19 protein-coding genes are annotated in these 16,930 nt (G+C 70.4%); 7 read left to right on the top strand and 12 right to left on the bottom strand.

What is annotated here, in order from left to right; genetic code table 11:
• Positions 1-209 precede the first annotated feature (209 nt).
• A complete protein-coding gene (locus AB4039_RS30590; RefSeq protein ID WP_442272313.1) occupies positions 210-1,511 on the top strand; it encodes a PTS transporter subunit EIIC in 1,302 nt (433 codons plus the stop codon).
• 277 nt (positions 1,512-1,788) lie between these two features.
• Positions 1,789-3,036, top strand: coding sequence for a PTS transporter subunit EIIC (locus AB4039_RS30585; protein WP_373913762.1), 1,248 nt, complete (start codon positions 1,789-1,791; stop codon positions 3,034-3,036).
• Positions 3,037-3,173: 137 nt separating this feature from the next.
• Here AB4039_RS30585 and AB4039_RS30580 read toward each other — a convergent pair whose 3' ends face one another.
• The gene (locus AB4039_RS30580) at positions 3,174-3,926 is read right to left on the bottom strand and encodes an MBL fold metallo-hydrolase (protein WP_266839266.1); all 753 of its coding nucleotides are present in this window, start codon (positions 3,924-3,926) and stop codon (positions 3,174-3,176) included.
• A gap of 195 nt (positions 3,927-4,121) precedes the next feature.
• Between AB4039_RS30580 and AB4039_RS30575 the strand changes: the two genes are divergently transcribed.
• Positions 4,122-4,541 carry a hypothetical protein gene (locus tag AB4039_RS30575; RefSeq protein ID WP_442272312.1) on the top strand — a complete coding sequence of 140 codons (420 nt, stop codon included), beginning with the start codon at positions 4,122-4,124 and terminating at the stop codon, positions 4,539-4,541.
• Positions 4,538-4,894 carry a DUF488 domain-containing protein gene (locus AB4039_RS30570; RefSeq protein ID WP_442272311.1) on the top strand — a complete coding sequence of 119 codons (357 nt, stop codon included), beginning with the start codon at positions 4,538-4,540 and terminating at the stop codon, positions 4,892-4,894. The genes AB4039_RS30575 and AB4039_RS30570 overlap by 4 nt, the downstream gene beginning before the upstream one ends.
• A 60-nt stretch (positions 4,895-4,954) precedes the next feature.
• Here the strand turns inward: AB4039_RS30570 and AB4039_RS30565 are convergent, their stop codons facing one another.
• From AB4039_RS30565 to clpS, 7 genes are all read right to left on the bottom strand, one after another.
• A complete protein-coding gene (locus AB4039_RS30565) occupies positions 4,955-5,905 on the bottom strand; it encodes a PLP-dependent cysteine synthase family protein (protein ID WP_266839271.1) in 951 nt (316 codons plus the stop codon).
• Positions 5,905-6,183, bottom strand: coding sequence for a MoaD/ThiS family protein (locus tag AB4039_RS30560; RefSeq protein WP_266839273.1), 279 nt, complete (start codon positions 6,181-6,183; stop codon positions 5,905-5,907). Before AB4039_RS30560 ends, AB4039_RS30565 begins: the two co-directional genes overlap by 1 nt.
• An 82-nt stretch (positions 6,184-6,265) precedes the next feature.
• Complete coding sequence (locus AB4039_RS30555; protein WP_311736929.1) at positions 6,266-6,373, bottom strand: putative leader peptide; 108 nt, start codon at positions 6,371-6,373, stop codon at positions 6,266-6,268.
• 77 nt (positions 6,374-6,450) lie between these two features.
• Positions 6,451-6,873, bottom strand: coding sequence for a M67 family metallopeptidase (locus AB4039_RS30550; protein ID WP_266839274.1), 423 nt, complete (start codon positions 6,871-6,873; stop codon positions 6,451-6,453).
• 137 nt (positions 6,874-7,010) lie between these two features.
• Positions 7,011-8,471: an amino acid permease gene (locus AB4039_RS30545; RefSeq protein WP_266839275.1), complete on the bottom strand. Its 1,461-nt coding sequence runs from the start codon at positions 8,469-8,471 to the stop codon at positions 7,011-7,013.
• Positions 8,472-8,788: 317 nt separating this feature from the next.
• Positions 8,789-9,394, bottom strand: coding sequence for a DUF2017 domain-containing protein (locus AB4039_RS30540; protein ID WP_266839277.1), 606 nt, complete (start codon positions 9,392-9,394; stop codon positions 8,789-8,791).
• The gene (clpS, locus tag AB4039_RS30535; protein ID WP_266839278.1) at positions 9,394-9,708 is read right to left on the bottom strand and encodes an ATP-dependent Clp protease adapter ClpS; all 315 of its coding nucleotides are present in this window, start codon (positions 9,706-9,708) and stop codon (positions 9,394-9,396) included. The genes AB4039_RS30540 and clpS overlap by 1 nt, the downstream gene beginning before the upstream one ends.
• 81 nt (positions 9,709-9,789) lie before the next feature.
• Here clpS and AB4039_RS30530 point away from each other — a divergent pair, with 81 nt between their 5' ends.
• Together AB4039_RS30530 and AB4039_RS30525 are read left to right on the top strand one after the other, a co-directional pair.
• Positions 9,790-11,118 (top strand): nicotinate phosphoribosyltransferase, encoded by a 1,329-nt coding sequence (locus tag AB4039_RS30530; protein WP_442272310.1) that lies wholly within the window; start codon positions 9,790-9,792, stop codon positions 11,116-11,118.
• A 103-nt stretch (positions 11,119-11,221) separates the two neighbouring features.
• The gene (locus AB4039_RS30525; protein ID WP_266839280.1) at positions 11,222-11,821 is read left to right on the top strand and encodes an isochorismatase family protein; all 600 of its coding nucleotides are present in this window, start codon (positions 11,222-11,224) and stop codon (positions 11,819-11,821) included.
• A gap of 77 nt (positions 11,822-11,898) precedes the next feature.
• On the opposite strand, the gene AB4039_RS30520 is transcribed toward AB4039_RS30525, so the two are convergent.
• Entirely contained in the window at positions 11,899-12,204 is a 306-nt protein-coding gene (locus tag AB4039_RS30520) for a hypothetical protein (RefSeq protein ID WP_266839281.1), read from the bottom strand.
• Positions 12,205-12,315: 111 nt separating this feature from the next.
• A complete protein-coding gene (locus AB4039_RS30515; RefSeq protein WP_442272317.1) occupies positions 12,316-14,673 on the bottom strand; it encodes an immune inhibitor A domain-containing protein in 2,358 nt (785 codons plus the stop codon).
• Between the two features lie 448 nt (positions 14,674-15,121).
• Between AB4039_RS30515 and AB4039_RS30510 the strand changes: the two genes are divergently transcribed.
• Entirely contained in the window at positions 15,122-15,412 is a 291-nt protein-coding gene (locus AB4039_RS30510) for a hypothetical protein (RefSeq protein ID WP_266839282.1), read from the top strand.
• A gap of 76 nt (positions 15,413-15,488) precedes the next feature.
• Here the strand turns inward: AB4039_RS30510 and AB4039_RS30505 are convergent, their stop codons facing one another.
• The gene (locus AB4039_RS30505; RefSeq protein ID WP_442272309.1) at positions 15,489-16,211 is read right to left on the bottom strand and encodes an RDD family protein; all 723 of its coding nucleotides are present in this window, start codon (positions 16,209-16,211) and stop codon (positions 15,489-15,491) included.
• 88 nt (positions 16,212-16,299) lie between these two features.
• Positions 16,300-16,930, bottom strand: a 631-nt coding sequence (locus AB4039_RS30500) for an RDD family protein (RefSeq protein WP_442272308.1), incomplete at its 5' end; no start/stop codon positions are given.

The raw sequence follows: 16,930 nt of genomic DNA, 5'->3' as shown, positions 1-16,930 counted from the left end.
CTCCCTGGGTGTTACGAAGAACGAGTCTCGGCGGCCGTGACCAACATCGTCCGCTTCGTCACGTTAGCTCACGGTTGGCCTATCCACGCGAGCACGAGCCGGACTTCTGCCGAATGATGACGATCAGCAGCAGCCTGCCCTCGACTGGTCTACACCAGTGTGCCGCAAGTGTTGCGCCTGCCAAAACGGCCCGGTCCAGGGAGGACGCGATGAGCGCCAGCAGCGCCGCGGAAGCGCCGCGCAAGCAGTGGTGGAGCGGCTTGTACCCGGGGCTGCAGAAGATGGGGCGGAGCCTGCAGCTGCCGATCGCGGTCCTGCCGGCGGCCGGGCTCCTCAACGGGCTCGGCCAGCCCGGCGTGTTCGGCTCCGAGGGCCTGAACTGGACGATCGTGTCCAAGGTGATGGTGGCCGCGGGCGGCGCGCTGCTGAACGCGGACCTCGGCCTGCCGCTCCTGTTCTGCATCGGCGTCGCGATCGGCATGGCCAAGAAGGCGGACGGTTCGACGGCCCTCGCCGCGGTGGCGGGCTTCCTCGTCTACCGGGGCGTGCTGCACGCCTTCCCCAACGACTGTCCGAGCGGCAGCAAGGCCGTGGGCGGCGGCTGCGTGGGGCCGGACAACACGTTCGTGGAGTTCACGTACCAGAACCCGGGGGTGTTCGGGGGCATCATCATGGGCCTGCTGGCGGCCTGGTTCTGGCAGCGCTACCACCGGGTGAAGCTGGTCGACTGGCTGGGCTTCTTCAACGGCCGCCGACTGGTCCCGATCATCATGTCGTTCGTGGCGATCGGTTTCGCGGCGCTGTGCCTGTGGGTCTGGCCGCCGGTCGGCAGCGCGCTGGAGAGCTTCTCGGACTGGCTGGTGGGGCTGGGCTCCTGGGGTGCCGGCATCTTCGGCGTCGCCAACCGCGCGCTGCTGGTGATCGGCCTCCACCAGTTCCTGAACGTGCCGGTGTGGTTCCAGTTCGGCAGCTACACCAAGCCGGACGGGACGACGGTGCACGGCGACATCAACATGTTCCTGGCGGGCGACCTGGACGCGGGGCAGTTCCTGAGCGGGTTCTTCCCGATCATGATGTTCGCGCTCCCGGCGGCCGCGCTGGCGATCACGCACTGCGCGAAGCCGCAGCGGCGCAAGGAGGTGGGCGGCCTGATGCTGTCGGTGGCGCTGACCTCGTTCGTCACGGGGATCACGGAGCCCCTGGAGTACTCCTTCCTCTTCGTCGCGCCGGTGCTGTACGTGATCCACGCGCTGCTGACGGGCGTCTCGATGGCGGTGACGTGGGGGCTGGGGGTGCACGACGGGTTCAGCTTCTCGGCGGGCCTGATCGACTACGTCATCAACTTCGGGCTGGCGACGAAACCGTTGCTGATCATCCCGATCGGCCTGGCGTTCGCGGTCGTCTACTACGCCGTCTTCCGGTTCGTGATCACGAAGTTCGACGTCCCGACCCCGGGCCGGGAGTCGGACGAGGAGATCGCCGCGATGCAGGCGGAGAACACCAAGGCGTAGAACCCGGCACAATATGCAGGAGAAGCGACGTCCGGGCCTTTCGTCTCATGCCTCCAGGTCCCTTGGATCCTTCGATCCGGGGGACCTTCGTCACGTGGTCGAGAGCAGAGGAAATCGAAGGTTCCTTATCTAACCCCCACCGTGCTACAACTGGTCTACACCACCGAATGGTGTAGACCATGCGCCTGCCGAGCAGCCGTGGTCACTCTCTCTGAGACGTCGCCGTCCCCCTTTTCTTCTTGTCCCCTGGCGGCGCCTTGCCCAATGGAGGAAGTTGATGACTACGGCTACCGCCGCACCGGCCAAGAAGCCGGGTGCCGCGCTGCTGCAGGGCATGCAGAAGGTCGGCAAGGCCCTGCAGCTGCCCGTTGCCGTCCTGCCGGCCGCGGCGATCCTGCTGCGCCTCGGCCAGGACGACGTGTTCGGCAAGGACGGCCTCCACTGGGGCAAGGTGGCCACGGTGTTCGCCTCCGCCGGTGACGCCGTCTTCTCCAACCTGGCGCTGCTGTTCTGCGTCGGTGTGGCGATCGGCTACGCCAAGAAGGCCGACGGCTCCACGGCCCTCGCCGCCCTCGTCGGCTTCCTCGTCTACAAGAACGTGCTGACCGCGTTCCCCATGGACGGAAGCGTCACCGAGCTGCTGCCCAAGGGCAAGCCGCAGGACCCGGGCGTGCTCGGCGGCATCATCATCGGCCTCGTCAGCGCGATGATCTGGCAGCGCTACCACAAGACCCGCCTGGTCGACTGGCTCGGCTTCTTCAACGGCCGCCGCCTGGTCCCGATCATCATGGCCTTCGTCGGCACCCTCTTCGGTGTCTTCTTCGGCCTGGCCTGGGGCCCGATCGGTGACGCGCTCGGCAGCTTCAGCGAGTGGCTGATCGGCCTCGGTTCCGTCGGCGCCGGCATCTACGGCGTCTTCAACCGCGGTCTGATCCCGGTCGGCATGCACCAGTTCCTCAACACCTTCTTCCAGCAGCAGGTCGGCTCCTTCACCAAGGCCGACGGCAGCATCGTCACCGGCGAGATCCCGCGCTTCTTCGCGGGTGACCCGACCGCCGGCCAGTTCATGTCCGGCTTCTTCCCGATCATGATGTTCGGCCTGCCGGCCGCCGCCATCGCCATCGCGCACTGCGCCCGCCCCGAGCGCCGCAAGGTCGTGATGGGCATGATGATCTCGCTGGCCCTGACCTCCTTCGTCACCGGTGTCACCGAGCCGATCGAGTTCACCTTCCTCTTCCTCGCGCCGCTGCTGTACGCGGTCCACGCCGTCCTGACCGGTATCTCCATGGCCGTCACCTGGGGCCTGGGCGTCCACGACGGCTTCGGCTTCTCGGCCGGCCTGATCGACTACCTGCTGAACTGGAAGCTCGCCACCAACCCGTGGATGATCATTCCGATCGGCCTGGCCTTCGGAGCGGTCTACTACGTGGTCTTCCGCTTCGCGATCACCAAGTGGAACCTCCCGACGCCGGGCCGCGAGTCCGACGAGGAGCTCGCCGAGCTGCTGAAGGCCGAGGCCAAGTAGGCCGCACGCCCCACCGAGCACAGGAGCCCCCGCTCTCCCGGAAGGGAGGGCGGGGGCTCCTGCGTTGCGTCCTGCCGGAGGTGGAGCCGGGCGGGGCTCGGCGGAGCAGCGGGATCCGCGCCGGGACGCGCCGCGCGTCAGACCTCGTAGACGGCGCCCGGCCGGGCGAGGTCCACGCGGCCGTCGTAGACCGCCCGCGCGTCGGCCAGGTTGCGCTCGGCGTCCGTCCACGGCGGGATGTGCGTCAGCACGAGCCGCCCCACGCCACCGCCGCGCGCGTACTCGCCGGCTTCGCGCCCGTTGAGGTGCAGGTCGGGGACGTCCTCCTTGCCGTCCGTGAAGGAGGCCTCGCACAGGAACAGGTCGGCGCCCTCGGCCAGCGCCGCCAGCTCCGGGCAGGCACCCGTGTCCCCGGAGTACACCAGCGAACGGCCGCCGTGCTCCACGCGGATGCCGTACGACTCCACCGGGTGGCTGACCCGCTCGGTGCGCACCGTGAACGGGCCGATCTCGAAGCCGCCGGACTTCAGGGTGCGGAAGTCGAAGACCTCGCTCATGGAGCGCGCGTCGGGGACGTCCTCGTAGGCCGTGGTCAGCCGCTGCTCGGTGCCCTCGGGCCCGTAGACGGGGAGGGCCCCGCAGCGGCCGCCCTCGTGCCGGTAGTAGCGGGCGACGAAGTACGCGCACATGTCGATGCAGTGATCGGCGTGCAGGTGACTCAGGAAGATCGCGTCGAGGTCGTAGAGCCCGCAGTGGCGCTGGAGCGCGCCGAGGGAGCCGTTGCCCATGTCGAGGAGCAGCCGGAAGCCGTCGGCCTCGACGAGATAGCTCGAACATGCCGAATCCGCGGACGGGAAGGACCCCGAACAGCCGACGACGGTGAGCTTCATGGAGCGTGAACCTCCGTGGACGGTCCGTGGACGGAATGCGGGCCGTGCGTGGGTCGAGCGTAAGGCGCGAAACCTCCGGTCGCTCCTCCGCGGCAGGCCGTTGTGGGGGGAATCACCTGCGCTGTCACCCAGGGGAGCGACAGGGGGGACGGGCGTTGCCGCGCCGGGGCCCCGGGGCGCGACTACGGTCGGAATATGGACACGTCCTGGTGGCCCGCCGTGCTGGCGGCGGTCGCCGTGGCGGTGGTGGTGCTGATCCCACGGCGGGCGCGGCCGGTCCGCCGGGCCCCGGGCGGACCCCACGGGCCGGGGCCGCCGCCCTCCGTACGGGCCGGTGAGCTGTGGTGTCTGGCCGACGGCCGGCCGTGCCTGGTCCTGTCGGTGCGCCGGCACGGGGAACGGGCGCGGGTCGCGTGGATCACCGGGAAGTACGACGACCGGCGCCCCGGGGTGATCCCGCTGCCGCCCGGGGTCGTCGGCTCCCAGGGGCGCGTCTCCTTCCTGGAGGCGGACCGGCCGGAGGAGGTGTCGCTGTGGGAGTTCGGGACGCGGACGGGGACGGTGGACCCGGTGGTGTGGGACGAGGCCAAGGGGCTGGGCGGCGGAGCGGGGTGATCCGGCTGCGGCGCGTCTACGATCCCCCCGAGCCGGGGGCGGACGGGGTGCGGGTGCTCGTGGACCGGCTGTGGCCGCGGGGGCTGTCGAAGGCGGCGGCCGCGGTGGACGAGTGGCCGCGGGCACTGGCGCCGTCGGCGGAGCTGCGGAGATGGTTCCACGGGGGCGGTTCCGCCGCGGAGTTCCGGCGGCGCTACGAGGCGGAGCTGGCGGAGCCGGAGGCGGTGGCGGAGCTGGATCGGCTGCGGGAGGTGGCGGCGTCGGGCACGGTGACCCTGCTGACCGCGGTCCGCGACCCGGCCGCCGCCCACGCCGCGGTGCTCGCGGAGCTCCTCGGCCCCGGTCCCGCGTGACGCCCCGCCCGCCCGGCGGCCGGCCGGGCGGGGAGGAGTCCCGGGGTCAGGCCCCGGGGGTCAGGCCCAGAGCTGGCCCTGGAGGACCTCGATGGCCTCTTCCGTCGTGGCCGCCGTGTAGACGCCCGTCGACAGGTACTTCCAGCCGCCGTCGGCCACGACGAACACGATGTCCGCCGTCTCCCCCGCCGCCACCGCCTTGCGGCCGACGCCGATCGCCGCGTGCAGCGCCGCGCCCGTGGAGACGCCCGCGAAGATGCCCTCCTCGCGGAGCAGATCGCGGGTGCGGGTGACCGCGTCCGCGGAGCCGACCGAGTAGCGGGTCGTCAGCACCGAGGCGTCGTAGAGCTCCGGGACGAAGCCCTCGTCGAGGTTGCGCAGGCCGTAGACGAGGTCGTCGTAGCGCGGCTCGGCGGCGACGATCTTCACGCCCGGGACGTGCTCGCGCAGGTAGCGGCCGACGCCCATCAGGGTGCCGGTCGTACCGAGGCCCGCCACGAAGTGGGTGATGGAGGGCAGGTCGGCGAGGATCTCGGGGCCCGTCGTCGCGTAGTGGGCGCCCGCGTTGTCCGGGTTGCCGTACTGGTAGAGCATCACCCAGTCGGGGTGCTCGGCGGCCAGTTCCTTGGCCACCCGCACGGCGGTGTTGGAGCCGCCCGCCGCCGGCGACGAGATGATCTCGGCTCCCCACATCGCGAGAAGGTCCCGGCGCTCCTGCGAGGTGTTCTCCGGCATCACGCACACGATCCGGTAGCCCTTGAGCTTCGCGGCCATGGCGAGCGAGATGCCCGTGTTGCCGGAGGTGGGTTCCAGGATGGTGCAGCCGGGGAAGAGGCGGCCGTCCTTCTCCGCCTGCTCGACCATGTGGAGCGCGGGGCGGTCCTTGATCGAGCCGGTCGGGTTGCGGTCCTCCAGCTTGGCCCAGATGCGGACGTCCGCCGAAGGCGACAGTCGCGGCAGCCGGACCAGCGGGGTGTTGCCGACCGCCGCGAGCGGGGAGTCGTAGCGCATTACTTCGAGCCGCCGGCCACGGCCGGGAGGATGGTGACGCTGTCGCCGTCCTTGAGGGCGGTGGAGATGCCGTCGAGGAAGCGGACGTCCTCGTCGTTGAGGTAGACGTTCACGAAGCGGCGCAGCTGGCCGCCGTCGACGATGCGCTCCTCGATGCCCTTGTGACGGGTTTCCAGGTCGGCGAGCAGGTCGGCGAGGGTCGCGCCTTCACCGTGGACGGCCTTCTCGCCGTCGGTGTAGGTGCGGAGGATGGTGGGGATGCGGACCTCGATGGCCATGGCAGCAGGCTCCAGTGTCGGGAGGGCGTGAAGGGAAGTGCGGGCGCGCGGCTCTTGCGGCCCCGCGCGGGGGCCGGGGTGCTCAGGCGGCAGGACAGATGGCGCTGGCGAGGCGGCACAGGTCGACGTGCAGCCGCGCCACGAGCAGCAGCCTGCCGGGCGTCTCGATGCTCACGTCGTGGGAAACCATGCGGTCATGTTAACGATTCCCGGTCCCCCGTTTGGAGTGTGATCCCGCATCGTGGACCACATCCGCTCACATACTGGTCAGTAGCCCTCGACGACCTGCACTTCTTCCTCCGTGATCACTCCGTCGACGATCCGGTAGGACCGGAACTGGAACGCTCCGAGGCCGTCCTGGTCGGCCGTGGAGACCAGGACGTAGTGCGCCCCGGGCTCGTTCGCGTACGTGATGTCGGTGCGCGAGGGGTAGGCCTCGGTCGCGGTGTGGGAGTGGTAGACGATCACCGGCTCCTCGTCGCGGTCGTCCAGTTCGCGGTAGAGCTTCAGCAGATCCTTCGAGTCGAACTCGTAGAACGTGGGCGAGCGGGCCGCGTTGAGCATGGGGACGAACCGCTCGGGGCGCCCGGTGCCGGCCGGGCCGGCCACGATGCCGCACGCCTCGTCGGGGTGGTCCTTGCGGGCGTGCTCGACGATCCGGTCGTACAGGTCCTGGGTGAGGGTCAGCATGAGCGACAGGATAAGCAGACGGGCCCTCCCGTACCGAGGAGCGGTACGGGAGGGCCCGAATGATGGACACGAGGCCCGCGGGGGCGTGCTTCCCGGCCGTGGCAGGCGGCCGGGACCCACGGTCCGGGAGGTGGCGCTCAGGCCGACTGCGAGGCCTTCTCGGCCTTGTTGAAGGCCGCGCCGCTCGGGTTGCGCTTCTTGAGGACGAGGTAGGAGGCGCCGAGGATCAGGCCCCACAGCGGCGCGCAGTACAGCGAGACGCGGGAGTCCTTGTCGACGCCCATCATCACGATGACCATGCCGATGAAGAGCAGGGCGAACCAGCTGGTCCAGGGGGCGCCGGGGGCGCGGAAGGTGGACTGCGGCAGCTCGCCGCGGTCGGCCTTGGCGCGGTAGCGGATCTGGCAGACCAGGATCATGATCCAGGCCCACATGCCGGAGATGGTGGCGAAGGAGACGACGTAGTCGAAGGCCTTGCCCGGGGCGACGTAGTTGATCCAGACGCCCACCAGCATCAGCGCGGCGGAGAAGGTGGTGCCGACGAGCGGGGTGCCGCTCCGGGTGAGCTTGGTGAAGACCTTCGGGCCCTGGCCGTTGATCGCGAGGTCGCGCAGCATGCGGCCGGTGGAGTACATGCCCGAGTTGCAGGAGGACAGCGCGGCGGTCAGGACGACGAAGTTGACGATCGCGGCGCCGACGCCGAGGCCCATCTTCTCGAAGGCCAGCACGAAGGGGCTCTCGCCGGCCTTGAAGTTCGACCACGGGATGACCGACATGATCATGATGAGCGCGCCGACGTAGAAGACGGCGATGCGCCACGGCACGGTGTTGATGGCCTTGGGCAGGGTCTTCGCGGGGTCCTTGGACTCGCCGGCGGTGACGCCGACCAGCTCGACCGCGAGGAAGGCGAACATCACGATCTGCAGGGTCATCAGCGTCTCGCCGATGCCGTTGGGGAAGAAGCCGCGGTCGCTCCAGAGGTTGGAGACGGAGGCGGTGGCGGCGGCGTCCGAGAAGCCGACGGTGAGGATGCCGGCGCAGATCAGGATCATGCCGACGATGGCGGTGACCTTGACCATGGAGAACCAGAACTCCAGCTCGCCGAAGAGCTTCACGGAGATCAGGTTGGCCGCGTAGAGGATGACCGTGAAGATCAGCGCGTACGCCCACTGCGGGAAGCTGTCGTGGGTCCAGTACGACATGTACTTGGCGGCCGCGGTGACCTCGGTGATGCCGGTGACCACCCAGAACAGCCAGTACGTCCAGCCGGTCGCGTACCCCCAGAACGGGCCCAGGAACTCGCGGGCGTAGTCCGAGAAGGAGCCGGACACGGGGCGGTACATGAGCAGCTCGCCCAGGGCCCGCATGATGAAGAAGATGACCAGGCCCGCGATGGCGTAGGCCAGGATGAGGCTCGGGCCGGCCTTCGAGATGGCCTTGCCCGCCCCGAGGAACAGGCCGGTGCCGATGGCTCCGCCGATGGCGATCATCTGGATCTGGCGGGCCCCGAGCGCGCGGTGGTACCCCTCGCCGTCGCCCTCGCCCTGCGCGCCCTCGCCGGGCGTCCTGTCGTGCTGCTCGACCTGCACAGAGGTCATGTCTGGTGCGCCTTTCTCCACGCCGACCCGCGCCTTCACTGGCTGCGGATCGGGTCCTCGATCCCCCCGGATACGGATGGAGTTGCACGCCGGCGGTCAGCCGGTTCAAGCAGGCCGGGGGGCATGGGTGGCGCCCCGTCGGCGGTCGTGAAGATTTATCACGTGCTTACGGGTGATCGAGGGGTCGAAATGTGACGCACGACATAAATAAATCAGGACATAGACCCTGAAATAGATCAGATCACCACATGGTGGTGATCTGATCGTTATCCGGATTTGAGCGTCCGCTGAGCGAACCTCGTGTGGCCGATGCGCGGCTAAAGGGTCTCGATGAGCGTTTCCTGGAGGCCGCCGAGCCAGAGGTAGGCCATCACCATCGGCTTGCGCGGATCGTCGTCCGGAAGACGGAAGAGCGCCGCGCTCTCGTCGTCATAGGAGATGTCCAGGCGCGCCGCGATGGTCAGCCGCAGGTCGTTGAGGGCCCCGAGCCAGCGCAGCGGCAGCTCCTCGGTCAGCTCCAGCAGGGCCGCCCCCTCGCCGTCCGGGGTGAGCCCGTCGAGGCTGCGCACGACGGCCAGCGCGTCCTCCCGCTTGCGGGTGCGCAGGTCGTTCTCGGTGAAGCGGCGGAACTCCGCCGAGCGTGCCCGCAGCTCCTCCTCGCCCTCGCCCTGCCCCTCGGCCGCGCCGGGGCCTCCGTAGGCGTCGGGGAAGAGCCGGGCCAGCGCCGGGTCGGAGGGGGGTTCGGTGGGGCCGTCGGAGGCGAAGAGCACGGCCAGCGGGTCGGCGTCCGCCGCGGGCTCCGGCTCTCCGGGGCCGATCAGCTCCAGCAGCTGCACGGCGAGGGAGCGCAGGATCGAGATCTCGATCCCGTCCAGGGCCACGACGGCGCCGCCGCCCTCGCGGGTCTCGAACACGCCGCCCATCAGAAGCGGTCCTGCGAGAGGGTCGCCCAGAGCCCGTAGCCGTGCATGGCCTGCACGTCCCGTTCCATCTCCTCGCGGCTGCCGCTGGACACGACCGCCCGGCCCTTGTGGTGGACGTCGAGCATCAGCCTGGTCGCCTTGTCCTTGGGGTAGCCGAAGTACGCCTGGAACACGTACGTCACGTAGCTCATGAGGTTGACCGGGTCGTTGTGCACCAGGGTCACCCACGGGACGTCGGGTTCGGGGACCGCGAAGGTCTCTTCGGCCGCTTCGGTGCGTTCGATCTCAATGGGAGCAACACTCACTTGTCCCATGCTGCCACTGAGGAGGGTCCGTCGCACAAACGGGCCCCTACATCTCGTCACTTTGACGAGATGTGCGCTAGCATCCGTGACATGAACCCTGCGGACCTGGGCCTGCCGGTGGACGTGCCGTCGACAGCGCTCTTCACGGACCATTACGAGCTCACGATGCTGCAGGCCGCCCTGGCCAACGGCACCGCCGACCGGCGCTCGGTCTTCGAGGTCTTCACCCGGCGGCTGCCCGAGGGCCGGCGCTACGGAGTCGTCGCCGGCACCGGGCGCGTGCTGGACGCCGTCGAGAACTTCCGCTTCGACGGCGCGGTGCTGGAGTTCCTGCGGGAACGGGCCGTCGTCGACATGCGGACGCTGGACTGGCTGGCCTCGTACCGCTTCTCGGGTGACATCTGGGGCTACCCGGAGGGGGAGGTCTACTTCCCCGGATCGCCGCTCCTGCGGGTCGAGGGCAGCTTCGCCGAGTGCGTGCTGCTGGAGACCGTGATCCTGTCGATCCTCAACCACGACTCCGCCATCGCGGCCGCCGCCTCCCGGATGGCCTCCGCCGCCGGCGGCCGGCCCCTGATCGAGATGGGCGCACGGCGCACCCACGAGCTGGCCGCCGTCGCCTCGGCGCGGGCGGCGTACGTGGGCGGCTTCGCCTCCACCTCCGACCTGGCGGCCGGCTTCCGGTACGGGATCCCGACGGTCGGCACCAGCGCGCACGCCTTCACCCTCGTGCACGACAGCGAGCGGGACGCGTTCACCGCCCAGGTGGCCTCGCTGGGCCGGGGCACCACCCTGCTGGTGGACACCTACGACGTGGCCGAGGCCGTCCGCACCGCCGTGGAGCTGGCGGGCACCGACCTGGGCGCCGTCCGGATCGACTCCGGCGACCTGCTGCTGGTCGCGCACCGGGTGCGGCAGCAGCTGGACGAGCTCGGCGCGGTGAACACGCGGATCGTGGTCACCTCGGACCTGGACGAGTACGCCATCGCCTCGCTGGCGGCGGCGCCGGTGGACGCGTACGGGGTCGGCACCCAGCTGGTGACGGGCAGCGGGCACCCGACGTGCTCGATGGTCTACAAGCTGGTCGCGCGGGCGGTCTCCGCCGACCCGAAGGCCGCCCTGGCCCCGGTGGCGAAGAAGTCCTCCGGCGGCAAGACCTCCATCGGCGGGCGCAAGTGGGCCGCGCGCCGGGTGGACGCGGACGGGATCGCCGAGGCGGAGGTCGTCGGCACCGGCCCGGTGCCGACCGCCCTGGCCGACCACCAGCTGCTGACCCAGCTCGTCAAGGCGGGCGAGGTGGTGGCCCGCGAGCCCCTGGAGGCCGCCCGCGACCGCCACCTGGCGGCCCGCGCCGCACTGCCCCTCTCGGCGACGCAGCTCTCCCGCGGCGAGGCCGTGATCCCGACGGAGTACCTCTGAGCCGCCGGACGGAGCGGGCGGGGGCCCGTTTCGGGTAGGGGCGGGGCGGGGGAAGAGCCCCCGCAGGGCCCGCCGCACACCAACCAGCCGAAAGGCACGTGACATGCACCGCGCACTGATCGTCGTCGACGTACAGAACGACTTCTGCGAGGGCGGCAGCCTCGCCGTCACGGGCGGGGCCGACGTCGCCGCCGCGATCACCGAGCTGATCGGGCAGAGCACCGCCGGCTACCGGCACGTGGTCGCCACCCGCGACCACCACGTCGACCCCGGTCCGCACTTCGCGCGCCCCCCGGCCGAGCCCGACTACGAGACCTCCTGGCCCGTGCACTGCGTCGCCGGGACCGAGGGCGTCGGCTTCCACCCGAACTTCGCCCCGGCCGTCGCCTCCGGCGCGGTCGCCGCCGTCTTCGACAAGGGCGCCTACGAGGCCGCGTACAGCGGTTTCGAGGGGGCCGACGAGAACGGCGTGACGCTCGCGGACTGGCTCCGCGAGCGCATGGTGAGCGAGGTCGACGTGGTCGGCATCGCCACCGACCACTGCGTGAAGGCCACCGCCCTCGACGCGGCCCGCGCCGGGTTCGCCACCCGCGTCCTGCTGGACCTCACGGCCGCCGTGGCCCCCCACACCACCACCCGCGCCCTGGACGACCTGCGCACGGCGGGCGTGGCCCTCGTGGGCGACGCCCCGGGCCCTCGCTGACCCGGAACCCCGGCGCGGCCCGCCGGGGCGGCCACGGCCCTCCTGCGGGCCTTGCGCGGCCTCGGCTGAGAGCCGGCCTAGGCGTTGCCCAGGAGGGCGCGGATCGGGTGCCAGAGTTCCGTGGCGCGGTCCGGTGCGCAGCGCCACAGCAGGCCGTCGGGATGGTGGAGGACGGCCGTGACCTCGTCCGGGGTGGGCGGCTGGGCGTTGCCGCGCAGGTAGACGGCCCGCATGCCGAGGTTCCGCAGCCTGGTCAGGGCGCGGGCCCGGTTCGCGGCGTGCACCAGCACGCGGACGTTTCCGCCCTCTCCCGTCGGCCGCGGCAGCGTCAGCGCGACCACCACGCTGCCGCCCGGCAGTCTGACGAAACCTCCACCTGGCATGATCTTCAGCTCCCCCGTCAATAACAGAACTCGCACCGCATCTAAACGCGATCGGCCGCCGCCCGCTAGAGGGCGACGGCCGATCATGCTGTGACCTGCGGTTTTACGGAGTTACTTAGCGGCGGGGCCGACCTCGACCGTCATCTGGAGGCCGTCGTAGGTCTCCTTCGCGATCTTGATCTTGGTGTTGGTGTCAGTGACCTTCACCGAACCGGTCGGGTTCTCCTCGTACCAGTACTTGCCCTTGTGGTCGTCGAAGACCAGCTGGGCCGGCTTCGGCTTGACGAAGAGCGCCTCACCGTTCTTGTGCAGCGTGAACGCGTCCGTCGAGTAGGCGCTGAACGGGGCGTCGTACGGCTGGATCTTGTTCCGCAGCAGGGTGCCGTCCGACCACTTCATCGGCTTGGCGTTGGCGTCGATCGGCAGGATCAGACCGGAGCCCGGGTGCTGGCTGGTGTTGTTGTCCTTCTGGGAGGTGTCCCAGAGCCACAGCAGCAGGCCGTCCTGGTACGGGTAGTGCTCGACCCAGCCCGGCTTGGTGTTGGCGAAGCCGAAGTTGTACGGGCCGACCTTGAGGGTCGAGTCGTACGAGACGTAGCGGCGGTTCTCGGCCAGGTAGTACTGCGCGTACTCCTTGGTGAAGCCGGCGCCCTGGCGGGAGAAGCCCTTGGCGGTCCAGCCGTTGTCGCCGTTCTCGGCACCGTCGGCGAAGACGGTGGCGCCGTCCGCGGTCAGGTTGAGGGCGTCGGCGGCGAAGCCCTTGCCGCCCGCGCCGCCGTCCGTCTGGTAGCGGAAGCGGACGTCGACCTTCTTGCCCGCGTAGGCGTCGAGCGGGAAGTTCAGGGACTTCCAGGCGCCGGAGACACCGGTCAGCGACGGGCTGCCGGAGGCGTCGTTCGGGATGGCCGCACCGTCGGCGGTGCCGCCCAGCGCGGTCCAGGTGGCGCCGCCGTCCGTGGACACCTCGGTGTAGAGGAAGTCGTAGTCCTGCTCGATGTCCCACCAGCCCTTGAGGGAAAGGGCGGCGGACTTCTTGCCCGTCAGGTCGACGGAGCGGGTGAGGGTGTTCTTCAGGTCGTCACCCATGTTGCTCCACCACTGCGAGGAGCCCTCGGCGGGAGCGACGATGTCGGTCTTGACCTGCTTCTTCGGCAGCTCGACGAGCAGCGCCTGCTTATCCTTGGTGTTGTACGCCGACACACCCAGCTTGTGGGTGGACTTCGTCGCGGCCTTGGCCTTGTCGAAGTTCAGCCAGCCCAGCTGCAGCTTGTCCCAGGCGGTCATGTCGCCGGGGACGTTGCCTATGGACTCCTTGCCGTCGCCGAGCCAGGAGCCGGCCGACATCAGGGACCAGAAGCCGACGGAGTTGTCGCCGCCGCCGGAGGTGTCGTAGAGGTCCGGCAGACCGAGGTCGTGGCCGTACTCGTGCGCGAAGACGCCGAGGCCGCCGTTCTCCGGCTGCATCGTGTAGTCGCCGACCCAGATGCCGGTGTCGCCGATCTGGGTACCGCCGGCCTTGTTGTTCGCCGGGCCGGTCTTGCCGACGTCGGTGCCGTAGGCGTACCAGCGGTGCGCCCACAGCGCGTTGGTGCCCTGCACGCCGCCGCCGGCCGACTCGTCCTCGCCCGCGTGGACGATCTGGAAGTGGTCGATGTAGCCGTCGGGCTCGTTGAAGTTGCCGTCGCCGTCGTAGTCGTTGCGGTCCCACTGGTCGTACTGCGCCAGCGTGGCCTTGATCTCGGCGTCGGTCTTGCCGGCCTTCTTCTGGGCCTCCACCCACGCGTTGACGCCGTCCTTGACGGTGTCCCACACGTTGGAGCAGTTGGTCTGGCCGCAGTAGTTCGAGCCGTAACGGGCCTCGTTGTACGGGATCTTGACCCAGTCGGCGACCTGGCCGTCGACCGAGTAACGACCCGAGGAGGTCTTCTCGTAGTAGGTCTTCAGCGAGTCCTTGCCCTGGCCGGTACCGAAGTACAGGTCCTGGAAGTGGTCGCGGCTGTAGTCCTTCTGCCAGGCCGTGCTGTTGTTGTTCGCGCGGTCCGGCTGCGCGATCTGGTTGTGCAGCGGGCCGGGGGTGCCGCCGTACTTCGGCGCCGGCGGCTTCGGGCCGTCGGGGCCGTCCGGGTCGAACATGGTCGTGTTGTCGACCTGGTCGCCGAACTCGACGAGGATCGTGAAGATCTTGTCGGTCTTCTCGCGGCCCAGCTCGACGTACTTCTTGTCGTCGAGCTTGACGACCTTCGAGGCGCCGCGCTGCTCGACGTCCTTCTTGCCGCTCAGCACCTGCTCCAGGGCGGCCTTCTTCTGCTTCTCCTGCTGCTCGCTGAACGGCCCCTTGAGGTCGTGGTCGACGAGCTTGGCAGGAGCGGTCGGGTCCTGCCGGTCGGAAGCGGAGACGCCGGGGCCCTTGTTGTCCGCCTGGGCCGCGGTGACGGTGAAGAAGGTGGCGCTGGTCGCGCAGGCGGCCATGGTCACACCGATGGCCAGGGTGCGCAGGGTGCGTCGTCTGACGGAATTGCCGGTCACTTGATGTCGTTCCCCTCCCGCGGCCGCAACGTAGGTCGGAACGTCTCCATAGGAGCGGGGGGTTCCGCGCGGCGCGCGTCTCAAGTGACGACATTTGACCGGAGAGTCTAAAGAAAAGACAGACCTTGACTTCTTCCTTACAACTGCACTATGCGGTCAAGGAGTTCCGCTATTCGGACGTTCCGTTGCCAACGGGGGTCATCCAGGGCGAAGGGCCCTCCGTGGGGGCCGGTGACGGCGCATCACGTGAACCCGTGCGCCCCCCGTGCTGCGACACCGTGGGTAAGGTCACGCTTACTTCCGGTGCGGCTCGGGCATCCCGTCCTGGAGTCACTTGACGCGCGACCGGTCGAGCCGACTCCCCCTCCCCGCCTTGAGGACGGAACACGCCATGCCGCGTCCGACTGCCGCACAGCTCGCCTACGGCTCCGCCACCGTCATCGTGTCGACGATCGCCATGCTGCTGCTCTCGCAGACGAGCACGGGGCTCGGCGTCGCCGTCATCTCCGCGGCCGCGCTCGCCCTCGGGCTGCTGGTCGCCCTCACCGTGCCGCAGCCGCGCCGGCGCGGCCGGCACGCCGCGGGGCGGACGGGGCCGGCGGCCGCCACCGCCACCGCCCCGGACGCCCACCGGGTGCCCGAACCGCGAACGGCCCCCGCCGAGCACCCCGTCCACCTCTGAGCGGGAACACCGGAGCGGGCGGCCACCCCCGGAGGGACGGCCGCCCGCGCGGACCCGTACGCGTACGTGTACGCGGCTACGTCGTCTTGACCACCACGGTCTTGCCCACCTTGTCGTGCAGGCCCTGCCGGTACGGTTTGTCGACGAGCATCGACACGATCAGGGCGAGCGGCCACAGGCAGAAGCAGCACACCAGGGTCGGGATCCAGAGCACGGCGGCGCGGCCGAGCGAGGCGTTCGAGGGGGGCACGCTGCCGTCGTTCAGCATCGCGACGCGCAGGCCCATGGCCTTCTTGCCGACCGTTCGCCCGCTCTGCTTGGTGAGCCACCAGTCGTAGCCGACGTACGCGACGATCGAGACGAGCGTCCACAACAGGCCCGAACCGTTGTACGACTTCGTGATGACCTCGCTGACGTCCTCCCCCTTGTTCGTGTCGACCATGTACCGGTCCCTGCCGAACGCCAGCTGGATGAGGAACAGCGGCACCCCGACGATGAGCACGTCGATGACGCGCGCCGCGAGCCGCCTGCCGAAGTCGGCGAGCGGGGGCATCCCGGCGAGCGGGTCGGGCATGCCGTAGCCGCCTCCCCCGCCGTACGGGTCTCCGCCGCCGCCGTACGRGGGCGGGGGCGGGGGGTACCCGCCGCCCCCCGGCGGCGGCGGGGGCGGGCTGCCGCCGCCGGGGGGCGGAGGCGGGGAGCCGTACGGCGAACCGCCCGACGGAGGCGTCGGTTCCTGGGGCTTCTTGAGGAACGGGTCGTCCTCGGGCGGCTGGCCCGGCGGCTGGTCGGTACTCATGGCCCGAGTCGAACCCGGGTCCGCGCGGTCCGCAACGGGACCGCGTCCGTTCGGGGTACCGGCCCCCGCCTCGGCCCCGCCGCGGCGGTCACCGGGCCACGTACGTCCCGGCGGCCCGGTCGTGCCAGGCCCGGCGGCGGGGGCGGTCCACCAGGCACCACAGGCTCCCCGGCAGGCCGAGCAGGGCGTACACCAGCCAGCGCCGCAGGGCCGCCCCGAAGGCCGGCGGACGCAGGGTGGCGGCGGCCAGCACGCGGACCCCGAACAGCTTCTTGCCCGGGGTGCGGCCCCAACGGGCGGTGGGCAGGGCCTCGTAGAACACCCCGAAGACGAGGACGGCCGCCAGGACCAGACCCAGGTAGCCGGTGATGGTGCCGTCGAGCAGCCAGACCGTGGTGGTGCGCCCGCTCGCCCGCGCCTCGTCGACCTTGACCTGTACGTGGGCCGTCGCCTCCGGTACGAGGGGCAGCGCGGCGGCCGTCGCGACCCCGGCGAGGACGAGGGAGTCCAGGGCGCGGGCCAAGGTCCGGCGGATCAGCCCGGCGGGACGTACGGCGCGCTCGGCCATCTCCTCGAAGACGGCCCGGGTCGCCTCCGCGGGAGGGACCGGGGCGGCGGCGGGGGCGGCGTCGGCGCCGCTCTCCGCGCCACGGGGCTCGAACCCCGAGGGGGCCGCGGGTTGCGTGCCGCGCGGCGCGGACGCCGGCGCGGACCGCGAC

The organism is Streptomyces sp. M-16 (assembly GCF_052114405.1).
GTDB lineage: Bacteria > Actinomycetota > Actinomycetes > Streptomycetales > Streptomycetaceae > Streptomyces.
This window is presented reverse-complemented; position numbering and strand designations above follow the sequence as displayed.

Excerpts from the sequence above, each read along its gene's own strand:
- AB4039_RS30545 (WP_266839275.1), bottom strand. The coding sequence starts at position 8,471 with ATGACCTCTGTGCAGGTCGAGCAGCACGACAGGACGCCCGGCGAGGGC.
- AB4039_RS30580 (WP_266839266.1), bottom strand. The coding sequence starts at position 3,926 with ATGAAGCTCACCGTCGTCGGCTGTTCGGGGTCCTTCCCGTCCGCGGAT.
- AB4039_RS30565 (WP_266839271.1), bottom strand. The coding sequence starts at position 5,905 with ATGCGCTACGACTCCCCGCTCGCGGCGGTCGGCAACACCCCGCTGGTC.
- AB4039_RS30575 (WP_442272312.1), top strand. The coding sequence starts at position 4,122 with ATGGACACGTCCTGGTGGCCCGCCGTGCTGGCGGCGGTCGCCGTGGCG.
- AB4039_RS30590 (WP_442272313.1), top strand. The coding sequence starts at position 210 with ATGAGCGCCAGCAGCGCCGCGGAAGCGCCGCGCAAGCAGTGGTGGAGC.
- AB4039_RS30520 (WP_266839281.1), bottom strand. The coding sequence starts at position 12,204 with ATGCCAGGTGGAGGTTTCGTCAGACTGCCGGGCGGCAGCGTGGTGGTC.
- clpS (WP_266839278.1), bottom strand. The coding sequence starts at position 9,708 with ATGGGACAAGTGAGTGTTGCTCCCATTGAGATCGAACGCACCGAAGCG.
- AB4039_RS30515 (WP_442272317.1), bottom strand. The coding sequence starts at position 14,673 with ATGGCCGCCTGCGCGACCAGCGCCACCTTCTTCACCGTCACCGCGGCC.
- AB4039_RS30540 (WP_266839277.1), bottom strand. The coding sequence starts at position 9,394 with ATGGGCGGCGTGTTCGAGACCCGCGAGGGCGGCGGCGCCGTCGTGGCC.
- AB4039_RS30560 (WP_266839273.1), bottom strand. The coding sequence starts at position 6,183 with ATGGCCATCGAGGTCCGCATCCCCACCATCCTCCGCACCTACACCGAC.
- AB4039_RS30525 (WP_266839280.1), top strand. The coding sequence starts at position 11,222 with ATGCACCGCGCACTGATCGTCGTCGACGTACAGAACGACTTCTGCGAG.
- AB4039_RS30530 (WP_442272310.1), top strand. The coding sequence starts at position 9,790 with ATGAACCCTGCGGACCTGGGCCTGCCGGTGGACGTGCCGTCGACAGCG.
- AB4039_RS30510 (WP_266839282.1), top strand. The coding sequence starts at position 15,122 with ATGCCGCGTCCGACTGCCGCACAGCTCGCCTACGGCTCCGCCACCGTC.
- AB4039_RS30555 (WP_311736929.1), bottom strand. The coding sequence starts at position 6,373 with ATGGTTTCCCACGACGTGAGCATCGAGACGCCCGGCAGGCTGCTGCTC.
- AB4039_RS30585 (WP_373913762.1), top strand. The coding sequence starts at position 1,789 with ATGACTACGGCTACCGCCGCACCGGCCAAGAAGCCGGGTGCCGCGCTG.
- AB4039_RS30550 (WP_266839274.1), bottom strand. The coding sequence starts at position 6,873 with ATGCTGACCCTCACCCAGGACCTGTACGACCGGATCGTCGAGCACGCC.